The following is a 25,431-nucleotide window of genomic DNA, read 5'->3' on the forward strand; positions in this document are numbered from 1 at the left end:
ACGCGGACACGGCATCGTCGCCTGTTCCCGGGCGCATGGACGCACGCCTCCTCGGCGCCGGTACCGGGCCGCGGTTCCTCCTGCTCATCCTCCTCTTCGTGACGAGCAGCGCCACCGTGGTGTCGGCCGTCTTCCACTCGCTGACCGATCCCCGCAATATCGCCGCCGGCTGCGCCCTGGCCTCCGGATCGGACCCGCGGGCCGATTTCCTGGGCGCGAGCCTGGCCACGCTGCGGTCCGACAAGGCGTTCCGCGCATGTGTGGACCGCTTCGTACCGCACGCCTCCGCCTGGCCGGTGCCGGCCGCCGTCGTGGCACTCGTTCTGGCCGCCGGCGCCTTGTACTGGATGCTGCCCAGGTGGAAGCAGCGCGGCCGCAGGCTCGTCCCGGTCGAAGCAATCGACCCGCACGGCGAGTTGAGCGCCGTTCTCGACGAACTCGTCGGAGTCGCCGGCCTCTCCCGGCGGCCGCGCTTCGTCGTGTCGCCCGCGTCACGCACGGCGAGCGCCGTGGTCTTCGGACGGTGGCGGCACCACGTCGTCTGCCTGCACGGCGGCCTCGTCGCCATCCGCGACAGCGACGCGCGCAGGTTCCGTGCCGTGGTCCTGCACGAGCTGGCGCACCTCCACAACCGGGACGTCGACATCACCTACGCGACGGTGGCCCTGTGGCGTGTCTTCTTGCTCGCCGTCCTCCCGGGCTACCTGGTCTGGGCGGTGCTGGCCCTGCGCGACGCCTTGTCCTCGACGGTCTTCGGTCCTCCGTCGCTGGTCGCCACCTCGCGCGACGTGGCGTCGACGGCGGTGCTCGTCGCGCTCGTCTTCCTGACGCGCGCCGACATCCTGCGCACCCGCGAGCTGTACGCCGATGCCGACGCCATCAGGTGGGGGGCCGACCCGGCGGGCTGGGGCGGGGCGACCGGGTCCGTGGCCCCGGACCGTGGCAGGCTCGGCCGTGCCGCGAGGGCTCTGGCCGCCGCGTGGCGGAGTCATCCCGGCTGGGACCGGCGCAGACGGGCGCTCGTCGGCTCGGAGGAACTGTTCCACTCCTCCGCGCTCACCCTGTTCCTCACGGGCGCGACCGCTTCGATCTGCGCCGGACAGCTCCACGGCCTCGGGGCCGGGTGGGTGGTGCGCCTGGCGGCCGCCACGGTCGCCGGTCTGATCGCGACGACGGTCGCCGTGAACCTGTGGCGTGCCGCGGCCCGGGCCGTGCTGACGGGCGTCCGCGCGCCCTCCGGACTGCGCGCCGGGTGGTGGCTGGGGGCGGGACTCGTCCTCGGGGAGGTGCTGACCGGCGGTGTCTCCGGGTGGCGGGTGCTGCCCAGACACCCGGAGGTGTTCGCACTGCTCGTCGTGATCAGCGTCGTCGTCACCTGCTGGACGGCGCAGTTCGCCGACCTCGCACTGCGCTGCTGGCGGGGAAGCCGCCTGCGGCCGGCGTTCGCCGCGGGTCTCACGGCCACCCTCGTCGCCTTCGCCCTGACTTACGACTGGTGGCAGAGCAGCGGCAGGATCTTCGCGGCCGGCTGGCCGTTCTCGGAGTCCGCGATCCGCGCGGCACTCCAGCACGACCTGCCCGGTCCCCCGCTGGGCGCGACAACGCTCACGGTGATCGCGGTGGTGCTGTCGGTGGTCCTGCCGTGGGAGCAGGACCCCTTGCTGTGGGCGGTGACGGCCCTGTGGGTGCTGCCCCTGCTGGCGTGGGGGATGGGTGCGGCGAACAGAGCACCGGCGTGGGCGCTCCGTGCGCTGCCCCCGGGGGAGGGCCCCGTCTGGCGGGCCGGGCGGCTGCCGTCGTTCCGGCGGCTCGCCGTGGCCGCGGGGCTCGGGGCCGGCGGCGCCTGCCTGGGGGTCGTGGTGGTGCTGGCCCGCATCCACGCCGTGCGGCCGCCGGTCGGGCAGCCGCTGGGGCAGCAGGCCCTGCTGGTGCTGGCCTGGCTGTTCGTGGTGCTCGCCGCGGTGGTCGTGGTCACGGCGTCGGTGACCGGCTCGGTGACACCCCGGCTCCCGGTGCCGGCCGCGGCCGTGACCGCCGGGACGGCGGGACTCGCCGGCGTCACTGCCGCCTTCCTGCTGCTGTCGGCCGACGGCTGCGTGAGCCCTCTGGCCGCGCTGGACACCACCTGCGCCTGGTTGCCGGGCGGCGCCTGGCCGTTGACCGAGCTGCTGCTGCCGCTCGTCCTGGGACTGGCATTGTTCGTCTCCGTGTTCACGGCGGTGATCGCCACGGCGGTACGGCGGTTGCGGCGCCGGCCGCGCCCGGACACCGCTGATCACGACCGGCGCACGCGCCTCCGGCCGGCACGGGACGGAGGCCGCATCCGCGCCCCGGCCCGCAAGGCGGCTGTGGCGGCCGTCTGCCTGACCGCGCTCACCCTGATCACCGCGACGAGCCTCCCCGTGGGCACCAGCGGACACTCCGGCGCGCGTACTACGTCGCTGACCCGCCAGGACCTGGTCCCGGCACAGGCCAGCAGGCCCTCCGAGGAGGTGCTCGCCCTCCAGACGGACGCCTGGCTGCGTCTCGGCGGGAGGGAACTGCTGGTCGAGATGACCGGCGAAGTCCTGCACATCATGACGGCCCTCCAGGACGACAGGGCCTTCACCGACCGCGGTTATGCGGCCCGCGCCATACGCCCGCACTGCCTGGGCCTGCGCACGGCCGCGCAGCGGCTCGGCGCGTACTTCCCCGTGCCCGATCCCGACGTGGCCCGGCAGCGGCCGACGCTGCCGACGCAGGGCCGGCGGATCGGCACGAACTGCCGGCAGGCCATCGACGAGGGCAAGCGCGACCTTTACCTCACCAGCATGAACGATGTCCTCACTCTTTCCGAGCGGCTGAGCGGCGTCCTGCGCGAAGTGACCGCGGAGGCCGATCAGCACCCGAGCCGGTGACCGGCCCCGGCGGCCGTCCCACGGGCGCCGGCGGCACCGGACGCCGTCCTCCTCGGCGTGCGCAGCACCCGAGCCTGGTTCGCGGGAACCGCCTCGTAGGTGCACCTGCTGGACCGACCGTCTACGAGCAGATGGGCGAGCGCCGGGCGCGGACGGCCGTGCCGCCGTGGTGACGAGCTGCGCGGGGGACGGGGACGGGGACGGGGACGGGGACGGGGACGGGGGCGGCGGGAAGTGGCCGACGACGGTCGGTGCGACGCCGGGTCGGGAATGATCGGAGCACGACTGATGACTCCCCCGCCGGCCCGGCCTCCGAGGCGGCACCGCGTGGCCAGGACGAACTGCGCGCACTGGCGGCGCCGCGCTGGCTCAGCGTGGACGACCACATGTTCACCGCACCGGGGTTGCCGGGGACGTTCCGGCTGCAGTTGTTCACCGCGGAGGGCACGCGCCCGGCCGCGGTGGCGACCCAGGTCTCCGGCGCGCAGGGGGTGAGCCTGGTGAACGGGGTCGAGAGGTTCGCGGGCGCGGTGTGGGAGCGGCACTGCCCGGACCAGGACCAGCCGCCGATATGGGTGGAGGGCCGGCTCCGGCCGCAGGGGTCCTTCGAGGAAACCCATTTCCAGCGGGTGGAGTTCGCCGGCGCTGACCGATACCTGCCGCGGGATCCGAAGTGGTCGGTGATCACCCTCGAGCAGGTGCGGCATCTGGTCGGCGCGCCGGTCGCCATGGACCGCGGCGCCGGTTACGTGCCGCGTGCCGCCGAGCCCGGACCGCGGTGGGTGTTCGAGGAGTTCGCGGTCGCCCGCCTCGCGCGACCCCTCCCGTTCCGCGAGCCGGCGTGCATGCCGGCCGGGGTGCCCTGGTGGCGGCGCCGGCTACGGCAGATCCGGCCGCGCCGTGACGCCAGGTCGTGTTGCTGGCACCACGCCGGCGACTGGCACCGGGTCAACGTGATGGCCACCGAGGTTCTCCGGCGGGCACGCACCCAGGGCGTGGACCCCGACCGCATGGAGGGGCTCGCCACCGCACAAGCGGTCGCGGCCGGCGCCACCCGTTGGGAGACCGAGGCGCTGGCCAGCCTGTTCAGCCTCGCGAATGCGATCCAGCCCTCCAGCGGCACCGACTACATCAACGGCCAGCACCGGGCGCAGGCCATGCTGGAGGCCGGCGTACGCCGCACCGTCGTCCTCCGCCTCGTCGACGAGCCTTAGCTGGGTGTGCTGTCCAGGGACGCCGGTGACACGGACGCTGGGTGCTTGAACAGGTGAGGGCCTTCCGGGTTCGGTGTGCGTTGCGACTGCGCCCTCGCCACCCTTGTGAGGGATATGGCAGTCGACGCACGGCCTCTACCGTCGCAAGGGCACCTCAGCTACAGCTCAGGAGGACTGATGCGTAAGCGCCTTGTCGCCGGGTTCGTCGGTGGGTTGATCGCATTGCTCACCCCTGGGGTCGTACCGGCCCAGACCGCAGCCGCTTCGACGCCTGTCACGATCAGGGGCGTGATCAACCACTCGTGCGGCCCCAACCAGGACCCGAACAGGCTGGCCCACAAGACCAGCGACGACATCGCGCACGTCACCATCGGGCACGCCCGCATCGCACTGCGGGGCGGTGCCACGGCCGGGTACCGCACGTTCTACTACTGGGCCCGCATCACCGGCGGCAACGTCGGCAACACGGTCTGGCTCGACTGGGGGGACTCCCCCTCCGCGCCTCCGCGGTCGTGGCACGAGTGCGGCCCCTACCGCATCCGCAGCGGGCACGACACCCACACCCGCGCCGTCAACTACGTCCGAGACAACCGCAACGCACGCCACTTCCGCGCCTGCGGCCATCACGCCGGCGAGACCAAGTGCACCAAGTGGGTCTTCTGAGCCGTCCGTCGCCGGCGCGGACCGGCGCGAGACCAGGGGCGGCGGACCTGATGTGACGAAGCCCGGCCGGACCAGCTCGGTGGCGCTGGTGACCGGAGCGACCACGGCACCGAGATGGTGTGCGGCATCCCAGAGCGGGGTGCCGCACACCGGCCTTGCCCACCTCGTTCGCCCACCTCGCGGCCAACCGGACCGTCCCTCGGTGGTGCAGTAGGCCGGGCCCATGGGTGGCTGCTGCCGCCAGGAGTCGGCGAGCGTCCCGGCGTCGCCTACGCCGGCAGATCCGGCAGCGCAAAAGAGCCCAGGGCAGCCGACGCGAGGAAAGCCCCCGGTTTGCAGCTGATCGCGAACCAGTCTGGCGGCCGTCACTTCCTGGCCGCGCCGGGTTCCCTGCTGGTGGATTTCTGGTAGGCATCCGCGTAGGTGGGGCAGTCCTTGATCAGGCCGTCGCAGAACGCGGCGACGTCGGTGCCGATGTATTCCAGGACTCCCTTCCCCTCGGCGACGCCCTCCTCGAAGAAGTCGACGATTCAGGGAGGAGGGGCCCGTCGAACAGGCTGACCGGTCCGACCCTGAACAGGTACTTCTGCATCTCCTCGTACAGGATCCGGTAGTCCGGTGGGAGCGCCTTGACCCGGGCCACGTGCGCCCGCCACTGTTTCTTGCCTTCGATGGTTCCACGGCACCTACGAGCACAGCCCGGTCGGCTTCCACAAGGACCGTTTCGCCACCTTCCTGTTCGGCCTGCGTGGCCGCAAACGGATGCGGTTCTGGCCGCGCAGGCCGTGGGACGAACCCGTCTCGACCAAGACCGACTACGCCCGCCACATCGCGGCGTCCGTGCCTGCCGAGGTAGGCCCCGGCGAACTGCTGTACTGGCCCGCCGACTACTACCACGTCGGCGGGAGCGCCACCGCCGCCGCGGCGACCAGCGTCAACGTCGGCATCCCCCGCGACGAGCACCACACCGGCTACGAACTCGAAGACCTGCTCGCCGACCTCGACCCGGCCCGCGTCGCCGGCCGCGGCGGCCTGGACACCCTGCTGGGCACCACGGACGGCCCCCCTGACCGCGCCAGGCCCCGTGACCGGAGGCGTCCTCGCTCCCACGCTGCCCGAGGCGCTCACTACCGCCGCACGGGCCCTGCACGACTTCGCCGACCCCGTCGCGATGCGCCGCCGCGTCGCCGTGCTCTCCCTGCGCCGCTGGACCGCTGGAGGCTTCGAGCCGGTTCCGCCCGCCACGGCGCCCCGCGCCCTCAGTGACGCGGACCGGCTGCGCGGCGACCCGCAGGCGCCTGTGCTGTGGGCGCCGGACCCGGACTCCTGCACCCTCTGCGCGGCGAACGGCCACGAGACCCGCACCCGGCTGGCCCCTGACGAGGTGCGCCGGCTCACCCGGGCGCTGTCCGGGCCGGACCCGGTCGCCGTCGGCGCCCTGTTGAATGCCGTCGCCCCGGGCGCCCGGCGCGATGTGGGCCGTGCGCTGCTGGAGCGCCTGGAAAGCTTCCGGGCGTTCCACCGCACGCCATGACGCGACCGGCGGAAACCGCTACGTGCTGACGGCGAAACCGCACCACGGTGTGCTGGTCCTGCTTGATCTTCGAGTAACTGGCGGGCCTCCTCAGGTGACTGGGGCGCGGCGACTGGGTCCAGTCCTGGCCGGACTGGCCGGTGACCGCCTGCCGCAGCGCCTTCGCGGCAGCGCCGACTCGTCGATGCCCTCGGGCATCTGATTACTGTGCGTATTCACTCGGATGGATGACATGAAGGGGCGGTGGTGTGCGAGCGCAGGTGGCATGGGGAGGGGCGTTCGCACCCGTCAGGGTGCGCCCCGGAAGGAGGACATCGTGTTCCGCCATTCGACACGTACGTGCCTGGTGGGTCTGTGCGCGCTGGTCGCGGCTGTGCAGGCGGCGCCTGCCCTGGCTGGGGGCGATCCGGGCGGGGCGTCCCCGGCACCGCACACCGCCGCCCGGGCTCTTCACGCGCAGACGCTCGCCGACCTGACCACCACGATGAAGGGCGAGGCGTACGCCTACGCCGTCTACAGCCTGTTCGCCGCCGAGGCCGACCGCCAAGGCCTGCCGGCCGTCGGCAGGCTCTTCCGCAGCACGGCACAGACCGAGCTGAACGAGCACCTGCGCGAGGCGGCCACCCTGGCCGGAACCGTCGGATCGAACGCCGCGAACCTGCGCCAGGCCATCAGCGGCGAGACCTACGAGCACCAGGTCATGTACCGCCGCTTCGCCGAGCAGGCCCGCATGGACGGGGACCTCAAAGCCGCGAAACTCTTCAGTGAGATCGCCACGGACGAGGGCCGTCACCGCGACGCCTTCCGCACGGCCCTCACAGTCGTGACCACCGGCCGCGGCACCATCCCGGCGCCGCCGAAGGCCGACGTGGTCCAGGTCCCCGCCGGCCTGCCAAAGGTCAAGGCCGCCCGCACCAGGGCCAACCTGGACACCGCCCTGCACGGCGAGGCGCTCGCCCACGCCAAGTACATGCTCTTCGCCGCCCACGCCCGGCAGACCGGCAACGCCGCGCTGGCCCGCCTGTGGGAGGGCACGGCCGAAGTCGAGCGGCAGGAGCACTTCGCCGGCGAGGCAGTGCTGGCCGGCCTGGTCCGCACGACGAGGGAGAACCTGCGCACGGCCATCGCCGGGGAGCACAACGAGGCGACCACGGTGTACCCGAGGTTCGCCAAGCGGGCCACCGCCGTCGGCGACACCGCCGCCGCCCGCTACTGGCGCAACACCGCCGCCGACGAGGCCCGGCACGCCGCCGCCTTCCAGCAGGGCCTCGACCGGCTGCACTGACCGACCCACCACGCGAGGCAGTCCTGCCGACGCCTCACCCAGGCCGGCAGGGCTGCCTCTGGGGCGGCTGCTGTCGCGTCACGCCCGCACCGGACCGGCTCGTTGAGAACCGGCCCTGCCAGACCACCTTCGCACCCGAGTTGCCTATCCAGTACACCAGGATGACCGCGCCGACGGCCACGACCAGGGCGATCACCAGCGCCACGCACGCGCACAACAAGAGAAGAAGCCAGCCAGGCCACCGCGGCAGCCCTGCTGGCGTCGGGGCGTACCCGCGGGTGCGCATGATGCACGTGGTGACCGTGTCCCTGCTGGCCCGGGACGTGGAGCTCACCGCCCCGGCCGCCCGGCGCATCGTCTTCCACGAGGACCTGGACCACGTCCCCGTTACCGCCCCGGCCGCCTTCGCCGGGCCCCGCCTGGCGGGCGCCGTCTTCGACCTCGCCGCGGCGGACGCCGACGCCGGCGAGATGGCGGCCGAGCGCACCGCGCAGTGGAAGAAGATCGCCACTGTGGACGGATGGCCGCATCGCCGGCTTCTGGCCGCTCACCTCACCGCCCGCACCCCCGGCCAGCCGGCCGGCGCGCAGCAGGCGGACCAGTGGCAGGCGCACGCGTACGCGCTCGTGCCGCGCCTGTTGGCCGGCCACCCCGACCCGGAGACGGCCCGCCTCGTCGAGAAGGCGTGGCGCGCCTGCCCGCCCGAGGCCGGGCCCGGGCTGGAGCACCGCCGTCCCCCGCGACGTCGACGAGGTCCTGCCCCGGCAGGCCACCGACGCGATCGTGCGCGTCGACGCCACCACGGTGTGCGGCACCGGTCTCCACATCCGGCGGGGAGACTTCCTCGAGGTGAAACCGGGGACGGTACTCGGCCACGAGGCCGTCGGCGAGGTCGTGGAGATCGGTGGCCAGGTCCATCGCCTGGGTTCCGGCGATCGAGTGATCGTGTCGTCCGTCTCGGCCCGTGATGACTGCCCGGAGTGCCGCGACGCCAGGTACGGGCAGTGCCGCGGCGGAGGCGGATGGATCCTGGGGACCAGGTCAACGGCACCCAGGCCGAATGGGTACGTGTGCCCTTCGCCGATTTCACCACCCGGCGGCCCGACGACCTCGCACTGGACGACGCGGTCCTGCTCGCCGAACTCCTTCCGACCGCCTGCGAGGCCGGAGTGCGTAAAGGGACACGTCGGCCCGGGAGACACGGTCGTCGTGGTGGGCGCGGGCCCGGTCGGGCTCGCCGCTGTGATGCCGGCGCGGCTGTACTCGCCGAGAAGGGTCATCGTCGTGGATCTGGCCGGCGCTCTACTGGAGACCGCGGCCCGTGTAGGGGCGGATGCCGCCGAATCGCCGGGGAGGATGATCGCCGACCTGTCCGAGGGGCCGGGCGCGGACGTGGTCATCGAGGCGTCGGGCGATCCGGACGGGTTCGTGCTGTGCACGCGCGTCGTCCGCGCGGGAGGGCCCATCGCCAACATCGGTACGCACGGCAAGCCGGCGACGCTCCACCTCGAGTCCCTGTGGCGCATGAACGTCACGATCAGCACCGGCCAGGTGGACACCTCTTCGCGCGCGGCCCCGTCACAGGAGCCCTCGAAGTCGTCCTGCACCGCGAGTGGGCCGCCTGATGCGGTCTGTCCTGCCGGGTTCCGCCACACCATGCGCACCGCCCTGTCGCCGTCGTGCGACGCCGGACGCGGTCATGACCGGACGGTGGTCCTGTCGACCAGGAACCGTGCCGCGTCGGACAGCGTGGTCAGCTCCGGGTAGTCCTCTTCGTCGATACGGACTCCGGTGCGCTCGGACAGCAGCTCGATCAGGCTGAGGAAATCGAGCGAGTCCAGTTCGAGCACGTCGCGGAACTTGTCGTCCGGTTCGACCAGGGTGAAGTCGGCATCGGGGATGATCTGTGTGATCGAGTCCTTGATCACCGCCAGGGCGTCCGCGTTGTTCAGGGGCTTCATCGGAATCACAGCTCCTCGGGTTTCTGCAGCAGGCGGTCGACCGCCGTGAGATAGCGCGCTCCTACGGCTCCGTCCGTGGCCCGGTGGTCGGCGGCCAGGGTCGCGGTCACCACCGGACGCACGCCGAGCATGCCGTTGGCGGCCCAGGGCCGCTCGACGACCGCTCCGAAGCCGACCAGGGCCACCTGGGGCGGGTGTATGACCCCGAACACCGCCTCCACGCCCTGGTCGCCCAGGTTGGTGACGGTCAGGGTGGCGCCGGTCGTCTCGCTGCCCCGCAGCCGTCCGCGGCGTGCTCGTTGGACGAGGTCCTTGAGGTGGCCCATGAGGGCGTCGGGCGGGAGCGTGTCGACGCGGTGGATCACCGGCGCGAGCAGTCCGCCCTGCCGGAGGGACACCGCGACGCCCAGGTTGATCTCGGAAGCCGGGACGAACGCGTCGTTTTGCCAGTAGCCGTTGAGAGTCGGCACCTCGAGAGCCGCCAGGGCGGCGGCCTTGAGGAGCAGAGCCGCGGGCACGAGGCGGTCGGCCGGCGCACGACCGCGGTTGACCCGGCGCAGCCAGTCCTCGGCCGCCGCGAGATCGATGGTGGTGGACAGGTAGTAGTGCGGGATCTCCCGTTTGGCGTGGCTCATGAGGGCGGCAATGGCACGGCGCATGGCGTCCGTACGTTCCTCCGCGCGGTTGTCGATCGCGGCGGCCGCGTGCCGGCGCTGCTCGCCCTCAGCCGGGCCCCGATCCGGCCGCTCGGCCCCGGTGCCCGTGCGCATGGCCGCGTGCACGTCCGCCGCCCGCACGGCTCCGCCGTCCCCGGTGCCCCGCACCGCCCTGACATCGATGCCGAGGTCGTGGGCCAGGCGCCGTGCGTACGGGGTGGCGCGGACCCTGGCCGTGCGGGGAGGCGCGGCACGCTCCACGTCGGCACGGGTGATCCGCCCGCCCGGCCCGGTGCCGTGCAGAGTCGTGAGGTTCACACCCCGGTGCTCCGCCAGGTGCCGTACGAGGGGCCCGGCGCCGATCGCCGAGGAGGCCGCGGCGGACGGCTCGGGCAGCGCTTGCACGTGCTGCCTGGCCGACTGCTTCCGCGCCTCGGCTTGTGCGGGCTGGGGGGTCTGCTCGGGCCTGCGGGCCGCCTGCCGCCGAGGTCGCGGGCGCTCGTGCCGCGCGGCCGGTTCCTGGTCACCGCGCGCGCGTGCGTGCGTCGGGGGCGGCTGAGCCTCACCGACGGGCTCGCCCGGTCCGGCTGCCATCAGTGTCCCGGCGGCGCCTGTCGGCACAGCGGAGACGGCTTCGCCCTCGATCACCGCGAGCGGCGTCCCCACGGGAACCCGGGCGCCGGGTGCGACGAGCAGCCGTCCCACGGTCCCGGACTCGAAACACTCGACTTCGATGGCCGCCTTGTCCGTCTCCACGACCGCCACGACGTCGCCCTTGTGTACCCGGTCACCGGGACGCACGAGCCACTCCTGCAGGAGCCCCTCTTCCATGTCCGCGCCCAGTGAGGGCATGGTGAACGCGGTCATCTCAGCCTTCCCTACCGGTGACCGGCGGTCGTTCCGGTGTGCCGGTCTCCGTCGGCGCCGGTTCGCCAACGGCGCGACGGGCGGCGGCCACGATTCCGCCGACCTGCGGCAGGGCGGCCTCCTCCAGTCCGCGCGCGTACGGCACGGGCACCTCGGCGCTGCACACCCGCTCGACGGGGGCGTCGAGGTCGTAGAAGTGCTGTTCCGTGAGACGCGCCGCGATCTCCGCGGCGAGGCTGCCGGTGCGCCAGCCCTCGTCGACGACGACGGCACGGTGGGTGCGCGTCACCGACTCGCCGATGGTGGCGTCGTCCAGCGGGCGCAGGGTACGCAGGTCGACGACCTCCGCGCTGATGCCGCCGCTCGCGAGGTCGTCGGCGGCGGCCAGGGCCTTCGGCAGTGAGCCGCCGTACGTGATCAGGGAGACGTCCGCGCCGGCTCGGCGGACGGCCGCCCGGTCGATGCCGACCGGCCCCGCGTCGGCGGGCAGCTCGCCCGAGGCGTTGTAGAGGGTGCCGTGCTCGAAGACCAGCACCGGGTCCGGGTCGGCGAGCGCAGGGGCCAGCATGTACCGGGCGTCGGTGAGGGTGGCCGGGGCGAGCACCCGCAGGCCGGGGATGTGCGCGTACCAGCCCTCCAGACTGTGCGAGTGCTGGGCCGCGAGCTGGCGTCCCGCGCCCGTGGTCATCCGGATCACGATCGGCACGGGCAGCTGGCCGCCCGACATGTGCAGCAGGGTCGCCGCGTTGTTGAGGATCTGGTCGAGGGCCAGCAGGCTGAAGTTGACCGTCATGATCTCGACGATCGGCCGCATGCCCGCGAGGGCCGCCCCTATGCCGGCGCCGACGAACGCGGACTCGGACAGCGGGGCGTCGCGGATCCGGTCGGGACCGAACTCCTCCAGCAGGCCGAGACTGACGCCGAAGCAGCCGCCGTACCGGCCCACGTCCTCACCCATCAGGAACACGCGCTCGTCCGTGCGCAGCGCTTCGCGCAGGGCCTCGCGCATCGCCTCCCGATAGGTCGTCTTCCGGTCACCGGGCGCGGTGGGTCCGGCGGTGCGCGTGCGGGTCGCGGTCATGGCCGGCTCGCCTCCGCGCTGGTGACGTACTTCAGCAGATCCCCGACCGGTTCCTCGGGAGCCTGATCGGCGGCCTCGACGGCGCGGTCGATCTCGGCGGCCAGCCGGTCCTCCAGGGCGGTGCGGCCTTTGTCGGTCAGTTCCTTCGCCTCCCGCAGCCGCCGGGCGAGCCCTTCGACCGGATCGCGTTCCTTCCAGTGCTCGATCTCGCCCTTGTCGCGGTAGCGGTCGGGGTCATACATGGAGTGGGCGCGGAAGCGGTACGTGCGCATCTCCAGGAAGTGCGGGCCGGTGCCGGCGCGTATCCCTTCGGCAGCCTTCCGGGCGGCGTCCTCCACCGCGAAGACGTCCATGCCGTCGACGGCCCAGGACACCATGCCGTATCCGGCGGCACGCAGCGCGAGGTCGGTCTGGGCCTGGTGCCGGGCCAGGGCGGTGCCCATCGCGTACAGATTGTTCTCGCACACCAGCAGCAGGGGCAGCCCCCACAGCGCGGCGAGGTTGGCGGTCTCGTGGAACTCGCCCTCGGCAAAGGCGCCGTCGCCGAAGAAGCAGCAGGTGACACGGTCGCGGCCGGTCATGCGGTCGGCGAGTGCGAGGCCGGCCGCGAGCGGGAGCCCGCCGCCGACGATCGCGTTGCCGCCGTAGAAACGGCGGCCCGCGTCGAAGAGGTGCATCGAGCCGCCACGGCCGCGGCTGCAGCCGGTGACCTTGCCGAACATCTCCGCCATGATCGCCTCGGCCGGCACTCCGCGGGCGAGTGCGTGCCCGTGTTCGCGGTACGTCGACACGACCGCGTCGTCGTCCGTGAGCGCTTCGTTGACGCCGACGGCCACGGCTTCCTCGCCGATGTAGAGGTGCATGAAACCGCGAATGCGCGCGGCGCTGTACAGCTCGACGCAGCGTTCCTCGAACCGGCGGACGCGCAGCATCGACTCCAGCAGGGCCAGCCGGTGCCCGGCAGCTTGACGGTTCGGACGGGAGGCGGTGCGCGGTGAGCGGGGGGTGTGGGTAGCACTCATGCGGGCTGCTCCGTCCTCGGCGTGGAGGAGGACACCTCCAGGGTGGGGTCCTCTAGGGTGGAGACGTCGCCCTCGGGGAGGCCGAGTTCATGGGCCCGCAGCAGGCGGCGCATGACCTTGCCGCTGCGGGTGTGCGGCAGGTGCTGGGCGAAGGCGATCTCGCGGGGCGCCACGGCCGGGCCCAGCCGGCGTCGGGCGAAGGCCAGCAGTTCCTGACGCATCGGGGTGGTCGCATCGAAGCCCGGCCGCAGTGTGACGAACGCCTTGACGATGTTCCCGGCCACGGGATCGGGGCGGCCGATGACGCCGGACTCGGCGACCGCCGGGTGCTCCATCAAGATGCTTTCGACTTCGAAAGGCCCGATGAGGTGGCCCGCCGACTTGATGACGTCGTCCGCGCGCCCGACGAACCAGTACCAGCCGTCGGCGTCGCGTCGTACGAGGTCGCCGGTGAGGTACCAGCCGTCCGCGAAGGCCGCGGCGGTACGCGGCTCGTCGTGCAAGTAACCGCGGAACATGGACGGCCAGCCGGGACGGAGCGCCAGTTCCCCCTCCACTCCGGGCTCTTCGAGTACGGTGACGTGCCCGTCCGCGACCTCGGCCCGGCCATCCTCGCCGCGCCGCAGTACCGCCGCCTCCACACCGGGCAGCGGGCGTCCCATCGAGCCGGGACGGATGTCGCAGGCGGCGAAGTTGGCGATCATGATGGCGCCGGTCTCGGTCTGCCACCAGTTGTCGTGCACCGGCAGTCCGAGCACGTCCCGCCCCCACACCACGGCCTCCGGGTTGAGCGGCTCGCCGACCGACGCGACGAACCGCAGCGGGCTCAGATCGAAGGAGCGGGGCAGGTCGTACGGCCCGGTCCTCGGCGTCGTGCGCATCAGCATGCGCAGGGCCGTCGGCGCCGTGTACCAGACGTTCACCCGCTGCTCGGCGAGGATCCGGTACCAGCGGCGGGCGTCGTACTCGCCCTCGTCCACCACGACCGTCACGCCGTGCATGAGCGGGGCGACGATCCCGTAGGACATGCCGGTGACCCAGCCCGGGTCGGCGGTGCACCAGAAGACGTCGTCCTCGTGGAGGTCGAGGGCGTACAGCGCGGTCATGTAGTGGGCGACGGCCGCCTCGTGCACGTGCACCGCGCCCTTGGGAATGCCCGTCGTGCCGCTCGTGAAGTGCAGCAGGGCCATGTCGTGCGGGGAGGTCGGCGGGATCGTGAAGGTGTCGGCCGCGTCGGCCATCACGGCGGCGAAGGACAGCGTGTCGGGCAGGTCGTCGGCACCGTCGCCGACGATCAGCACATGCCGCAGGGCGGCGAGAGCCCGGCGTCGTCCGGCTACCTTCCTGCGGTACAGGTCCGCCGTGGTGACCAGCACCTGTGCGTCGCCCAGGGTCATCCGCTGGAAGACCGGGTCCGGCCCGAAGGCGGAGAACAGCGGGCACAGGACACTGGTGTTCTTCAGCGTGCCGAGGACCACGGTGTACAGCTCCGGGCAGCGCCCCAGCAGCGTCACCACCCGGTCGCCGTGACCGATCCCGAGGCCGCGCAGTACGTTGGCGAACCGCGCCGTCGACCGGGCCAGATCCCCGTAGGTCACGGAGGTGACCGAATCGTCCCGCCCGACACAGCGCAGCGCTACCGCAGTCGCACGGCCCGATGTCACGTGCCGGTCCACGGCCTCGTGCGCGATGTTCAGTCCCCGTCCGCCGGGCAGCCCCCGCAGCCTGCTCCGCGCCGCCTGCCACGAGAAGTCCGCGCACTCCTTGTCGTAGTCGCGCAGATTGGGGACGACGCGCGGTGGGGTGTCCTTCCGGATGGTCTCCCAGGGCATGGCGGCCCCTCCTTCCCTCGGGCCTTCTTCGACCATCGGTCCGGTCCGTTCCGTCCGCACTGGGTCGAACGGCCCCCGTTCACGGCCGGACGGCTCGGGTGCTGGTCGCCGCTTCCGTTCGGCAGGCACACGGACCGATCCATGAGCAGTAGGGGGCCGATGGTCCTGCGGCACGGGCCGAAGCGCCCTCGCGCGTACCGGCACGGAGTGCGACGGTGAGGTTCACACCCCAGTGCCGCACGCTTTCGGCAGCTCCGGGAAAGGCGGTGGGGACAATGACGTTTCCTCTGGTGGTGGGCGTCGACGGATCGACTTCGTGCCTGCTGGCGGTCGACTGGTCCGTGGACGAGGCAGCCCGTCACGGGGTTCCGCTCAGGCTGGTGTACGCCTCCTTGTGGGCGCGCTATGAGGCGGGCCTTCCCTCGGTGGACCCGAGGCGGCCCTCCGAGCAGGTGCTGGCCGAGCACATCGTGGCCTCGGCGGCCGATCGCGCCGAACGGCGCAACCCAGACGTGAAGGTCACCACCGACATCGTTCCGGACGACGCGGCGGCCGCTCTCGTGCATGCGGGCGACGAGGCCTTCGCGCTGGTGACGGGTTCACGCGGCCGTGGTGAACTCAAGGGGGCGCTGCTCGGGTCGGTCGGCTTGGCCGTGTCCGCCCGGGCGCACTGCCCGGTGGTCGTGGTCCGGGGCGACCGCGTGGGCCTGGAAGGCGCGCACGAGCGGATCCTGCTCGGTCTGGGCGAAACCGGCACCAGCGCGGAAGCCGTCCGCTTCGCCTTCCGTGAGGCCGAGGTGCGCGGGTGTGTCCTCGACGTCGTGCGGGCCTGGCGCAGGCCTGCCTACGACAGGAACGGCGACCGGTTGCAGCCCGGCGGACCGGCGGACACGTACGAGGAGCGCGCCTCCGCTGTGATCGATGCTCTTCTCAAGGCGGTGAGCGCCGAACATCCGCATGTCCGGACGCGCCCGGCGACCCTTGAGGGACCGGCCGGCAAGATCCTCGTGGACCGGTCCGCCGCCGCGGATCTCGTGATCGTCGGCGCACGGCGCAGAACCAGGCACCTCGGGCTTCAGCTCGGCTGCGTGAGCCATACCCTCCTCCACCAGGCCCAGTGCCCTGTCGCGGTCGTGCCCGAACGGCGGTGAGTGCGCGCTCCGCGGCACGCCTGAGGTTCCCTCCTCAGGGCCTGACGCCGTCCGCCCGCCCGACGCTCCCAGCCGAACAGACTCCGCACCTCGACGGTCTCGACGCGCCGCCCGTGCCGTCGGGCAGCGGCCTCCGATCTCCGTCTGCGCCGCGAGCACTCAGGCGGACGCAGCCGCCGGTCGGACGCGTGGCGCGCCGCGGGAAGGTGGAGCCGCGGGCAACGAGGCGCCTGGCTGCCGTGGCACACATCGGGGCGCGGGACGTGCATCGTCCGTCATGCCGCTTGGACGCCCATCTGTGGCGGTACGGCGATGGGTCCCGCAGCGTGGAGTGCAGGGGCGGATCGGCCCGGTGGGCACAGGCACCGGAGGAGAGGTGGGACGCATGGGCACGGATGCCTCGGAGCCACGAGCGGTGGTCGGCGTCGACGGGTCGCGGTCCTCGTACGAGGCCTTGCGCTGGGCCGTGCGCTACGCCGGCCGGGTCGGCGGCGCCGTGGAGGCCGTCGCGGAGTGGGAACTGCCGGGGCTGTACGGCTGGTCGGGACCCGCCGTCGACAGAGCGTCGACGAGGACGAGACCCGGTAGGAGCTGACCGAGGTGCTCGGCGCGGGGGCCGCCGGCTCGGTGCGGACCCAGGTGGTGCGCGGTGATGCCGCCGACGTCCTGTCGCGGGCCGCCGAGGGAGCCGAGGTGCTGTGGTGGGCAGCAGGGGCAGGGGTGGGTTCGCGGGTGCCCTGCTCGGCTCCGTCAGCCGGCATGTGTCGCAGCATGCGCGCTGCCCGGTCGTGATCGTACGGCCCCCGGAGCAGTGACCCCACGCCCCGGACCGCGGGCCCGGCTCACTGGAATGCCGCGTGGATCTCCCGCTCGGTTGCCTCGTGCGACACGAGCAAGAGCTCATCACCGGGAAGCAGCTGCACCTCGGGGCCCGGGACCGTGGGCCGGCCGTCGCGTACGACCGTGGCGACCACGGTGCCGGCAGGCAGTTCGATCTCGCCGAGCTTGTGTCCCGCTGCCCGGGATTCCCCGGTGATCGCGGTCTCGATGACCGCGACGCCCGCCTTGCTCAGCCGCAGCAGCGCCACCGTGTCCGTGGCACCGGTGGCCTCCTCGATGAGGGAGATCAGCGGGGTGGCCGCCGGCACGGCCACGTCCACGCCCCACCGTTGGTCGAAGAGCCAGGCGTTCTCCTCCTCGTTGACGCGCGCGGCCACCCGCCCCACTCCGAACTGCCGCTTCGCGAGCAGGCTGATGACGAGGTTGTCCTCGTCGCGGCCGGTGGCGGCGATGACCAGGTCGCAGGCGAGAGCTCCCGCGTGTTCGAGGAGCGCCGGCTCGCAGGCGTCCCCGGCTACGACGCGCACGTGGGGCAGGTCGCCGAGTTCGGCCACACGGTCGTCGTCGTACTCGACGAGGGTGACCTCGCTGCGAGCGACGGACAACACCTGGGCGATCTGGGTGCCGAGTCGGCCCGCGCCCGCGATCAGAACCTTCACGTTCCCAGCTCCTTGTCGAGAAAGCCGCTCAGCCGGCCCAGGGCCGTGGCGGCAACGCTGAAGGTGACCAGGTCACCGGGCTCGGCCAGGACGCCGTGGGCGGGGAGCAGTGAGCGACCGGCACGGGTGATCTCCACGACGCGGATCTCGCCGTCGACATCGAACTCGGTGGTCTGCCGCCCGGTGAGGTAGGACGGCAGCTGGGAACGGACGAGAAGCGTCTCGCCGTTGCCGAAGGTGAGTTCGGGGGTGAGATGGCGGTGCAGCAGCATCTGGTGGATACGGCTGACGGCCCAGCGGACGCTGGAGATCGTCGGGATGCCCAGTTCCCGGTAGATCTCGGCGCGGCGCGGATCGTGGATGCGGGCGAGGACGATCGGGACCCGGTACGTCTCCTTGGCGGTCCGCGCGCTGACGATGTTGCTGTTGTCCCCGGACGTGACCGCGACGAAGGCGTCCGTGTGAGCGATTCCGGCCGTCTCCAGCACGGAGCGGCTGAAGCCGTTGCCCACGTGGAAAGCGCCAGGGAAGCCCGGTGACAACTTCTTCTGCGCCTTGGGCTGCCGGTCGACGAGCCGTACGTCATGACCCTCGGCGACGAGCTGCGTGGCCAGGGTGGCCCCGACCCGGCCGCAGCCCGCGATGATCACTCTCATCACCATCCTCTCCCTTCGGGGATGTCCTCCGGTGCCGCAGCACCCATTTCCTGAGTTCCTCGGCGGCCAGCAGCAGCGCTCCGAACGCCGCCAGGACCGCCCAGTCGGCGGGGGCCAGCGGCGCGGTGTGGAAGACCGCCTGAAGCGGTGGCGCGTAGCTGATGGCGGCCATCAGCCCGATGCCGAAGCAGCCCGCGGCCAGCAGCCAGGGGTTGGTCAGCAGACCGGCCCGGAACACGCTCTGCCGGTCCGTGCGCACGGCCAGCGCGTTGAAGAACTGGCTGACGACGATGCCCGCCTGGACCATGGTGATCGCCTCACGGTAGACGGGATCGTCCTTGGTGAAGTCCGCGTAGGGGATGCCGGAGGCGTGGATGTGCCAGAAGAAGACGGCGCACACGCCGAGGGCCTGGATGCCGCCGAGGAAGAGGATGCGGCCCATGACAGACGTCGAGAAGAGCCGCTCCCGGCGGGGCCTCGGCGGGCTGTTCATGACGTCGGACTCCATCGGTTCCGCACCGAGCGCCAGGGCGGGCAGCACGTCCGAGCCGAGGTCGATCGCGAGGATCTGTACGGCCGTGATCGGCACCAGCGGGAACCCGGCGAAGGTCGCGGCGAGGATCGGCACGAGTTCGGCGATGTTGTGGCTGAAGAGGTAGATCAGGAACTTGCGGATGTTGCGGTAGACCGAGCGGCCGAGTCCCACCGCCGTGGTGATGGAGGCGAAGGAGTCGTCGAGCAGCACCATCACCGCGGCCTCGCGGGCGACGTCCGTGCCGGAGGCGCCCATGGCGACGCCGATGTCGGCGTGCTTGAGGGCCGGGGCGTCATTGGCTCCGTCGCCCGTGACGGCGACGACCTCGCCGCGTCGCTGGAACGCGGTGACCACCCGCATCTTGTGCTCGGGGCTGACCCGGCACAGCAGCAGTTCGCTGGAGCTCGCCAGCAGGGCGTCCAGGCCGCTGTCGTCGAGTGCGTCCAACTGCGTGCCCGTCGCCACGGCCGGGGCCGGACGGCGGACGATGCCGACGCGGCGGGCGACCGCCTCCGCGGTGAGGGGATGGTCTCCGGTGACCATGACGATGCGGATCCCGGCCCGCCGGCAGGCGTCCACCGCCTCGCGCACCTCCGGCCGGGGCGGGTCGTACATGCCGGCGAGCCCCAGCAGCGTCAGCTGCGTCTCGACCTCTCCGAGTGGCAGTCGAGGATCGGCGAGCTGCCGCCGGGCGACCGCCAGTACGCGCAGGCCCTGTCCGGCCATGCCGTCCGCGGTCGCAGCCACTTGGGCGCGGGCCGCATCGGACAGCAGTGTCCTCGCGCCGCTCCGGTCGATGGCATCGCAGCGGGCGAGCAGTTCGAGCGGTGCCCCTTTGACGTACGCGAAGAACCTGCCCTCGCCGTCGCGGTGCACGGTGCTCATGAGCTTGCGCGCGGAGTCGAAGGGATGCTCCGCCACCCGGGGCGTACCGGCTTCTTCCTGCGCTGGATCCAGGCCGGCTTTCCGGGCGGCCACCAGCAGGGCCCCCTCGGTGGTGTCTCCGAGCACGCGCCACGGGTCCCGCCCGGTCGGCGGCACCAGCCGGGCGTTGCTGCACAGAGCCGCCGCCCGCAGCAGCTCCCGTACGGGCCCCGCGTCGGTGATCTCGCCGGTTGGCGCGTACCCCACTCCGGACACGGCGTGCGAAACCCCGTCCGCCCACAGCTGTACGACGGTCATCTCGGCCTGGGTGAGGGTACCGGTCTTGTCGGTGCAGATCACGCTGGTCGAACCCAGCGCCTCCACCGCCAGCAGCTGCTTGACCAGCGCGTGCCGACGCGCCATGCGGCGCACACCGATCGCCAGTGAGACGGAGAGCGTGGCCGGCAGCCCCTCCGGGACCAGGGCGACCATCACACCGAGCGAGAAGACGAACGTAGCGACGAACGGCTGCCCGCTGGGCACCCGCACCGCGAACAGAACGGCGCCGGTCGCGAGCGCCACGCCCGCGACCCTGCGGGCCATGAGGGCGACCTGTTGTTGCAGCGGGGTCTTCTGTCTCGGCGCGGAAGCAGCGAGCCGGAAGATCCGCCCGAACTCGGTGGCCGTTCCCGTGGCGAACACGACGGCCTTGCCCGTGCCCGCGACCAGGTCGGTGCCCATGAACACGCAGTTGCGCGCCTGCAACGGCGGCCCCGCCGGTACGGGTTCGGCAACCCGGGCGACGGGATCGCTCTCGCCGGTGAGCGCCGCATTGTTGACGGCGGCTTCGTGCGCCTCGATCAACCGGCAGTCGGCAGGCACCGCGTCCCCGGCCTCCAGGATCACCACGTCGCCCGGCACCAGATCCCGCGCGGACAGCTCGCGCCGCCGGCCGTCGCGCAGTACGCGACAGGTGTGCGGCACCATCGCCTGCAGGGACTCGGCCGTGCGTTCGGCGGAGTATTCCTGCGCGAAACCGATGCCGGCGTTGAGCAGCACCACGCCGAGGATCGCCAGGGCCAGTTGGAGGGTGGCCGGATCCCGCGGCTTCCCCAGCCAGTATGCGAGAAACGTGATCGCCGCGGAGACGAGCAGGACCACCGCGAAGAGGTCGGTGAACTGTGCGACCAGCCGACGCCACACTTGGCCTCGGCCCACGCCGGGCAGCTCGTTGGGGCCGTAGCGGTCCCGCCGTGCGGCTGTCTCGGCCGGTGCGAGACCGCGGGGGGAGCTTCCCAGGGCGGCGAGGACGTCCGGCACCGGCAGGGCGGGGAGCGACGAACCGGAGGCGTCTCGCTGGTCCGGGGGCGGCGCCGTCGTCGTGACGCCCGTCGGCGGTCCGCTCTGGCGGAGAACGGCCGTCCCCTGCCGAGCCGATTCAGGGCTCATGCGGGACCCCGGTCTTTGAAGGCGGGCCGGGCGGCTCCTTCAGGATGCTCCAGGCGACCGGTCCCAGCAGGTCGGCCAGCCGCCGGAACACGTCGAGGAACAGGTCGTCGATCGTCAGCACGCCCACCGCCCGGCCCGCATCGAGAACCGGAAGCCGGCGGATCCCCGCGCGGCGGAACGTCCGGTAGGCCACCCCCACGTCGGCGGTGGCTTCGACCGTGACGACACGGGATGACATGACCGCGTCCACCCGGGCCTTCGGATCCAGGCCGCCGCCCATGCCGCGTACGGCGAGGTCGCGGTCGGTGACGATGCCGCGCAGCGTTCCGTCCCCCACCACGAGGACGGACCCGACGGCGCACTCGGCCATCCGCCGGGTCACCTCGGCCAGGGAGACCTGGGGTTCGACGCACACCGGGGGAGCGGTCATCACCTCGGAGACTTTCATGCCACCTCTCCTCGTGTCCGATGTGTCCAATGCTGTCCGGTGGGGCCGTTCAGAGGACGTCGAGCACATCGGCCACCGGCCGGCGCGGGCTCGCGGGGCCTTCGGGGCCGTAGCCCAGCCGGATCACCATCTGGACGTGCGCCATCGCCGAGACGGGGTCGCGGACGACCCACCGGGTCTCCGGCCACTCCAGGGGCTGGGAGGTGACCGAGGCGACGAGCCCGTCCGCGGTGGCCCGGAGCAGCACCCGCTCCAGTGCCTGACCGGCCACGAGCCAGTCCACGGGCTCGTCGCGGTCCGTGCCCAGCAGGGCGATGGTCGGGCTCTGCTCGAAACGCGCCCAGGCACGTCCGGGCATCGCACGGCCGGCGGCGAAGTCACGCACAGCAGCCGAGGCGCCGCGCCGCCGGGGACCGAACGCCTCGCCCGGGATGCCGTCGGCCACCCCGGCGGCATGGGGCAGCTCCGCGTGCGTCCAGCGCGCCGTTTCCTCACGCACGTCCGGGGCGCGCGCCTCGCTCTCCTCCGCGTCCCGCACCAGCTCCAGGATCGACTGCACGTGCCAGGCTCCGGGGAACAACAGCTGGGCCCCCTCGTCGCGGGCCGCTTCGGACAGTCCCTCCCGCACCGCGCCGGGAATCTCCTCGTCGCGGAAGGGCAGCCGGCTGGAGTGGCGGCGCCGGATCGCAGGGCGCAGCTGGGCGAGCGCCCCGTCGGGTGGTCCGGTGCCGCACAAGTGCAGTTCGGCGAGGAACTCCGGGTAGGCCGGATCGGGCAGCAAGCGGACGAGCGGTGCCCGGCCCGCAGCAGCGGCGGCCACGCGCAGATTGAGCAGCGCGGCACCGCAACCGATGTGGAGGCCCCGATTCTCCGGGTCGGTTCGCGGCAGGGCGCGCGCCCGGTCGGCGTACAGGCGCAGGACGCCGATGTCCCGCAGGTAGCGGAAGGTCCAGGGCTGCGCGTTGTGCAGGGAGGGCGCTGCGGTGGCGTCCGCCACGAAGGCGGTGACGGTGTTCACGTCAGGAGGTTCTGCGGTCACGGCGGTTCCCTTCGTGGCGGACCTGGATTCACGCTGGTGCCGGGACGGCGATGACGGGGCAGCCGGCGTGGTGCAGCACGCCTTGGCTGACCGAGCCCAGCAACATGCCGGTGAAGCCCCCACGGCCCCGGGTTCCCACCACGAGACCCAGCGCGTGCGCCGAGGCATCGGTGAGAACTTTGACGGGATGCCCGAGGACCACTTCATGACGCAGGTCGACCTCGGGGAAGCGGGCGTGGCGGCCCGCCACGACCTCGGAGAGCAGGCGGCGGCACTCCTGCTGCGGCTCGTGCTCGTCGAAGATCCGCAGCGGTCCGGGCTCCCAGACGAGCAGGGCCCGCAGCTGGGCGCCGTGCAGCGCCGCCTCCTCGAACGCCACGTCGACCGCGGCACCTGAGTGTTCGCTGCCGTCGACGCCGACGACGAAATACGAGGGCGTCTGGGTGATGTGCTCCGGCTCGGGGACGACCACCACGGGACAGTGCGTATGGGCCATGACCGGCAGGGCCACCGAGTGGGAGCCGAACACCTCCTGCCTGCGGCTCAGGTGCCGCGATCCCAGCACCACGGCGGTGGCGCCGCGACTCTGCTCGCGCAGCACCCACACCGGTTCGCCCTCCGCGAGGAGAACCTCCACCTCGAGCCGGGGGTGCCGGGCCGCGACGAAGGCCGCGGCCTCCTCCAGCACCTGTTGGCCGGCTTTGTGCAGCGCCTCGTTCCACTCCTCCCAGGACGGTGGGACTTCCCGCCCGCGATAGCCCCTGGTGGGCACGCCCTCTGCGTGGACGAGGCGCAACGGCAACCGGCGACGGGCGGCCTCGTCGGCCGCCCAGGCCGTCGCCATCCGGTGGCCGGGATCAGGATCGAGACCCACCACGATCGGCCGGCGGTCAACGGGCCGGGACATGGCCGTCTCCGGTCACCAGATGGCGGACGTAGGCGTCAGGACCAGGGAAGTACAGGGTCACCCGTCCGCTGTCGGCCCGGCGCACGTCGTACGGAGGGCTGCCGTCCGGGTGGGGAGGGCCGACGACGACGCGTGCGCGCATCGAGGAGCCTGTCGCCTCGGGGCCGGTGATCGATATCGCCGGGTCGTTCGTCCTCAGCGGTGCGGGAGCGGACATGGTCCTCGCCTCCTCCCTGCGGCGGCGCGGAGCTGATGCCTCCGCGATTCCATGGGAGCCTCGGGCGCTGTCGGCCTGCCAGGGGCCATTGGTCCTCACGGCGGCCCTGTCGACCCTCCGCTCGCGCGGGACCGGTCAGCGCGTGTGCGCCGGGAGCGGGCCGGAGCGGGAGACCGCTGTACCCGGGGGCGCGACGCGACCCTCCGGGCGCAGTCGGGCTTCGATGCCGGCGCGCACCGACGCGGTGAGCCGGACAAGAGCCTCGGACCACACCGGCGGCACCGGCTCGGGTTCTTCGATCCGCAGGGCCGGGCCGGGCAGAGCGGCGAGGTCCTCCCGGAACCGCTTGCGCGCGTCCTGCCAGTGGTCCGGCGACCATGTCCGCCGCCCACCGCGCATGACCGTGCGCAACAGTGGCTGAGCGGACTCCGGCGGCTCTTCCTCGGCCAGGGCGATCACGTCGGGCCGCCCGGCGCGGCGGAAGACCTGCTTGCGGCCCGGGGCCGTGGCCTTCGCCGAGGACAGTTTCATCACGGGGTGGCCGTCGTACTCGACGAGCTTGTACGCGGCGTCCAGGTAGGGGGCGTCCGCGGCCACACCCACCTTCGTGCCCACCGCGTACACATCGATCGGGGCGCCGGCGCGTACCAGCCGGTCCACGCCGTACTCGTCGAGCCCGCCGCTGGCCACGATCCGTACGTCAGCCAGTCCGGCGGCGTCCAGGATGGCGCGTGACCGGCGCGAGAGCGCGTCGAGGTCGCCGCTGTCCAGGCGGATCGCGCAACCAGGTCCGCGTCGGAGCCCCGCGAGGACCCGGGCGGCGATGCGTACGCCCTGCTCGGTGTCGTAGGTGTCGACGAGGAAGGTGACGGGGCCGGGGTGGGCGCGCGCGAACGCCCGGAACGCCTCCTCCTCGCCGGGAAAAGCCTCGACATAGGAATGCGCCATGGTGCCCGAGGCCGGGATGTCGAGGGTCGTCGCCGCGGCCACGTTGCTCGTACCCGCGAACCCCACCAGGGCACCCAGACGGGCGGCCTGCAGACCGGCCCACGGGCCGTGCGTGCGGCGCAGGGAGAAGTCCACGACCGGCCGTCCGGCCGCGGCCAGTACACAGCGCGCCGCCTTCGACGCGACCACCGTCTGGTGGCACAGCTGGTTCAGCAGGTACGACTCGACGAGCTGGGCCTGCGGGAACGGGGCGGTCACCTCCAGCAGCGGCTCACCGGCGAACACCACACGGCCCTCCGGAACGGCCCGCACTTCGCCCTCGAAGGAGAGGCCCAGGAGTGGTTCGAGATCCCGGGCGGGACGGTGCAGGGCGTCCGCGAACTCCTCGATGTCGTCCCGCTCCACGCGGTACCGGGCCAGGAAGTCCAGAGCGGACTCCAGGCCCGCGGCAACCAGGAAGCCCCGGCCGGATGGAAGGTCGCGGACGAAGAGGCTGAAGGTGGCCGGGGCCCGCATGCCCTCCCGGAGGTAGGACATGGCCATGGTCACCTCATAGAGGTCCGTGGTGGTGACATCGGACATGGTGATCGCCGCCGAGTGTCTTGGCTCCCTTGGTTACCAGTCTGTCCACGACAGCTCGGCACGAAAAGGACCTCAGGTCCCGCGGCATGGGCTGTTCGGCCTCAGCGGTGCGGGGCCGTGCGCG

General features: G+C 72.5%; 19 protein-coding genes and 4 pseudogenes. 9 read left to right on the plus strand and 14 right to left on the minus strand.

Going from position 1 to position 25,431, the window contains the following annotated elements:
• Positions 1-35 precede the first annotated feature (35 nt).
• The 3 genes from LG395_RS32150 (at position 36) to LG395_RS32160 (ending at position 4,774) form a co-directional block, all read left to right on the plus strand.
• Positions 36-2,897 (plus strand): M48 family metalloprotease, encoded by a 2,862-nt coding sequence (locus LG395_RS32150; RefSeq protein ID WP_225812184.1) that lies wholly within the window; start codon positions 36-38, stop codon positions 2,895-2,897.
• A gap of 386 nt (positions 2,898-3,283) precedes the next feature.
• Positions 3,284-4,111: a hypothetical protein gene (locus LG395_RS32155; protein ID WP_225812185.1), complete on the plus strand. Its 828-nt coding sequence runs from the start codon at positions 3,284-3,286 to the stop codon at positions 4,109-4,111.
• A gap of 177 nt (positions 4,112-4,288) precedes the next feature.
• Positions 4,289-4,774, plus strand: a complete 486-nt coding sequence (locus tag LG395_RS32160) for a hypothetical protein (protein WP_225812186.1) — start codon at positions 4,289-4,291, stop codon at positions 4,772-4,774.
• A 365-nt stretch (positions 4,775-5,139) separates the two neighbouring features.
• Here LG395_RS32160 and LG395_RS32165 read toward each other — a convergent pair.
• Positions 5,140-5,447: pseudogene (locus tag LG395_RS32165) on the minus strand (DUF1048 domain-containing protein).
• Between the two features lie 71 nt (positions 5,448-5,518).
• Here LG395_RS32165 and LG395_RS41535 point away from each other — a divergent pair.
• The 4 genes and pseudogenes from LG395_RS41535 to LG395_RS32180 all read left to right on the plus strand — a co-directional run.
• Positions 5,519-5,665: pseudogene (locus LG395_RS41535) on the plus strand (JmjC domain-containing protein); the annotation flags it as partial.
• 193 nt (positions 5,666-5,858) lie between these two features.
• A complete protein-coding gene (locus LG395_RS32170) occupies positions 5,859-6,308 on the plus strand; it encodes a hypothetical protein (protein WP_225812187.1) in 450 nt (149 codons plus the stop codon).
• A 316-nt stretch (positions 6,309-6,624) separates the two neighbouring features.
• Positions 6,625-7,593 carry a ferritin family protein gene (locus LG395_RS32175; RefSeq protein WP_225812188.1) on the plus strand — a complete coding sequence of 323 codons (969 nt, stop codon included), beginning with the start codon at positions 6,625-6,627 and terminating at the stop codon, positions 7,591-7,593.
• A gap of 756 nt (positions 7,594-8,349) precedes the next feature.
• A pseudogene (locus tag LG395_RS32180) lies at positions 8,350-9,360 on the plus strand (alcohol dehydrogenase catalytic domain-containing protein).
• Here the strand turns inward: LG395_RS32180 and LG395_RS32185 are convergent.
• From LG395_RS32185 to acsA, 5 genes are read right to left on the minus strand one after another with little or no spacing between them, the layout of a single operon-like run.
• Positions 9,291-9,554, minus strand: a complete 264-nt coding sequence (locus LG395_RS32185; RefSeq protein ID WP_225812189.1) for an acyl carrier protein — start codon at positions 9,552-9,554, stop codon at positions 9,291-9,293. The pseudogene LG395_RS32180 and the gene LG395_RS32185 overlap by 70 nt on opposite strands.
• Positions 9,555-9,559: 5 nt before the next feature.
• Positions 9,560-11,077: a dihydrolipoamide acetyltransferase family protein gene (locus LG395_RS32190; RefSeq protein ID WP_225812190.1), complete on the minus strand. Its 1,518-nt coding sequence runs from the start codon at positions 11,075-11,077 to the stop codon at positions 9,560-9,562.
• A 1-nt stretch (position 11,078) separates the two neighbouring features.
• Complete coding sequence (locus LG395_RS32195) at positions 11,079-12,158, minus strand: alpha-ketoacid dehydrogenase subunit beta (RefSeq protein WP_225812191.1); 1,080 nt, start codon at positions 12,156-12,158, stop codon at positions 11,079-11,081.
• Positions 12,155-13,180: a pyruvate dehydrogenase (acetyl-transferring) E1 component subunit alpha gene (pdhA, locus tag LG395_RS32200; RefSeq protein WP_225812192.1), complete on the minus strand. Its 1,026-nt coding sequence runs from the start codon at positions 13,178-13,180 to the stop codon at positions 12,155-12,157. The genes LG395_RS32195 and pdhA overlap by 4 nt, the downstream gene beginning before the upstream one ends.
• On the minus strand, positions 13,177-15,012 hold the full coding sequence (gene acsA / locus LG395_RS32205) for an acetate--CoA ligase (RefSeq protein WP_225812193.1): 1,836 nt from the start codon (positions 15,010-15,012) through the stop codon (positions 13,177-13,179). Before acsA ends, pdhA begins: the two co-directional genes overlap by 4 nt.
• A 266-nt stretch (positions 15,013-15,278) precedes the next feature.
• On the opposite strand from acsA, the gene LG395_RS32210 reads away from it, so the two are divergent.
• Together LG395_RS32210 and LG395_RS32215 are read left to right on the plus strand one after the other, a co-directional pair.
• On the plus strand, positions 15,279-16,163 hold the full coding sequence (locus LG395_RS32210) for a universal stress protein (protein WP_372463498.1): 885 nt from the start codon (positions 15,279-15,281) through the stop codon (positions 16,161-16,163).
• Positions 16,164-16,548: 385 nt separating this feature from the next.
• Positions 16,549-16,978: pseudogene (locus LG395_RS32215) on the plus strand (universal stress protein).
• A 27-nt stretch (positions 16,979-17,005) separates the two neighbouring features.
• Here LG395_RS32215 and LG395_RS32220 read toward each other — a convergent pair.
• The 8 genes from LG395_RS32220 to LG395_RS32255 form a co-directional block, all read right to left on the minus strand.
• On the minus strand, positions 17,006-17,662 hold the full coding sequence (locus LG395_RS32220; protein WP_225812195.1) for a potassium channel family protein: 657 nt from the start codon (positions 17,660-17,662) through the stop codon (positions 17,006-17,008).
• Entirely contained in the window at positions 17,659-18,318 is a 660-nt protein-coding gene (locus tag LG395_RS32225; protein ID WP_225812196.1) for a potassium channel family protein, read from the minus strand. The genes LG395_RS32220 and LG395_RS32225 overlap by 4 nt, the downstream gene beginning before the upstream one ends.
• Positions 18,245-21,166 (minus strand): cation-translocating P-type ATPase, encoded by a 2,922-nt coding sequence (locus LG395_RS32230; RefSeq protein WP_225812197.1) that lies wholly within the window; start codon positions 21,164-21,166, stop codon positions 18,245-18,247. The genes LG395_RS32225 and LG395_RS32230 overlap by 74 nt, the downstream gene beginning before the upstream one ends.
• Positions 21,156-21,614, minus strand: coding sequence for a CBS domain-containing protein (locus LG395_RS32235; RefSeq protein ID WP_225812198.1), 459 nt, complete (start codon positions 21,612-21,614; stop codon positions 21,156-21,158). Before LG395_RS32235 ends, LG395_RS32230 begins: the two co-directional genes overlap by 11 nt.
• Before the next feature lie 49 nt (positions 21,615-21,663).
• Positions 21,664-22,653, minus strand: coding sequence for an Acg family FMN-binding oxidoreductase (locus tag LG395_RS32240; RefSeq protein ID WP_225812199.1), 990 nt, complete (start codon positions 22,651-22,653; stop codon positions 21,664-21,666).
• 28 nt (positions 22,654-22,681) lie between these two features.
• The gene (locus LG395_RS32245; protein ID WP_225812200.1) at positions 22,682-23,560 is read right to left on the minus strand and encodes a universal stress protein; all 879 of its coding nucleotides are present in this window, start codon (positions 23,558-23,560) and stop codon (positions 22,682-22,684) included.
• On the minus strand, positions 23,544-23,777 hold the full coding sequence (locus tag LG395_RS32250; RefSeq protein WP_225812201.1) for a DUF1918 domain-containing protein: 234 nt from the start codon (positions 23,775-23,777) through the stop codon (positions 23,544-23,546). Before LG395_RS32250 ends, LG395_RS32245 begins: the two co-directional genes overlap by 17 nt.
• A gap of 135 nt (positions 23,778-23,912) precedes the next feature.
• On the minus strand, positions 23,913-25,307 hold the full coding sequence (locus tag LG395_RS32255) for a nicotinate phosphoribosyltransferase (protein WP_225812202.1): 1,395 nt from the start codon (positions 25,305-25,307) through the stop codon (positions 23,913-23,915).
• Positions 25,308-25,431: the final 124 nt, after the last annotated feature.

The sequence above is a fragment of the Streptomyces spinosus genome, assembly GCF_020400655.1.
Lineage (GTDB): Bacteria > Actinomycetota > Actinomycetes > Streptomycetales > Streptomycetaceae > Streptomyces > Streptomyces argyrophylli.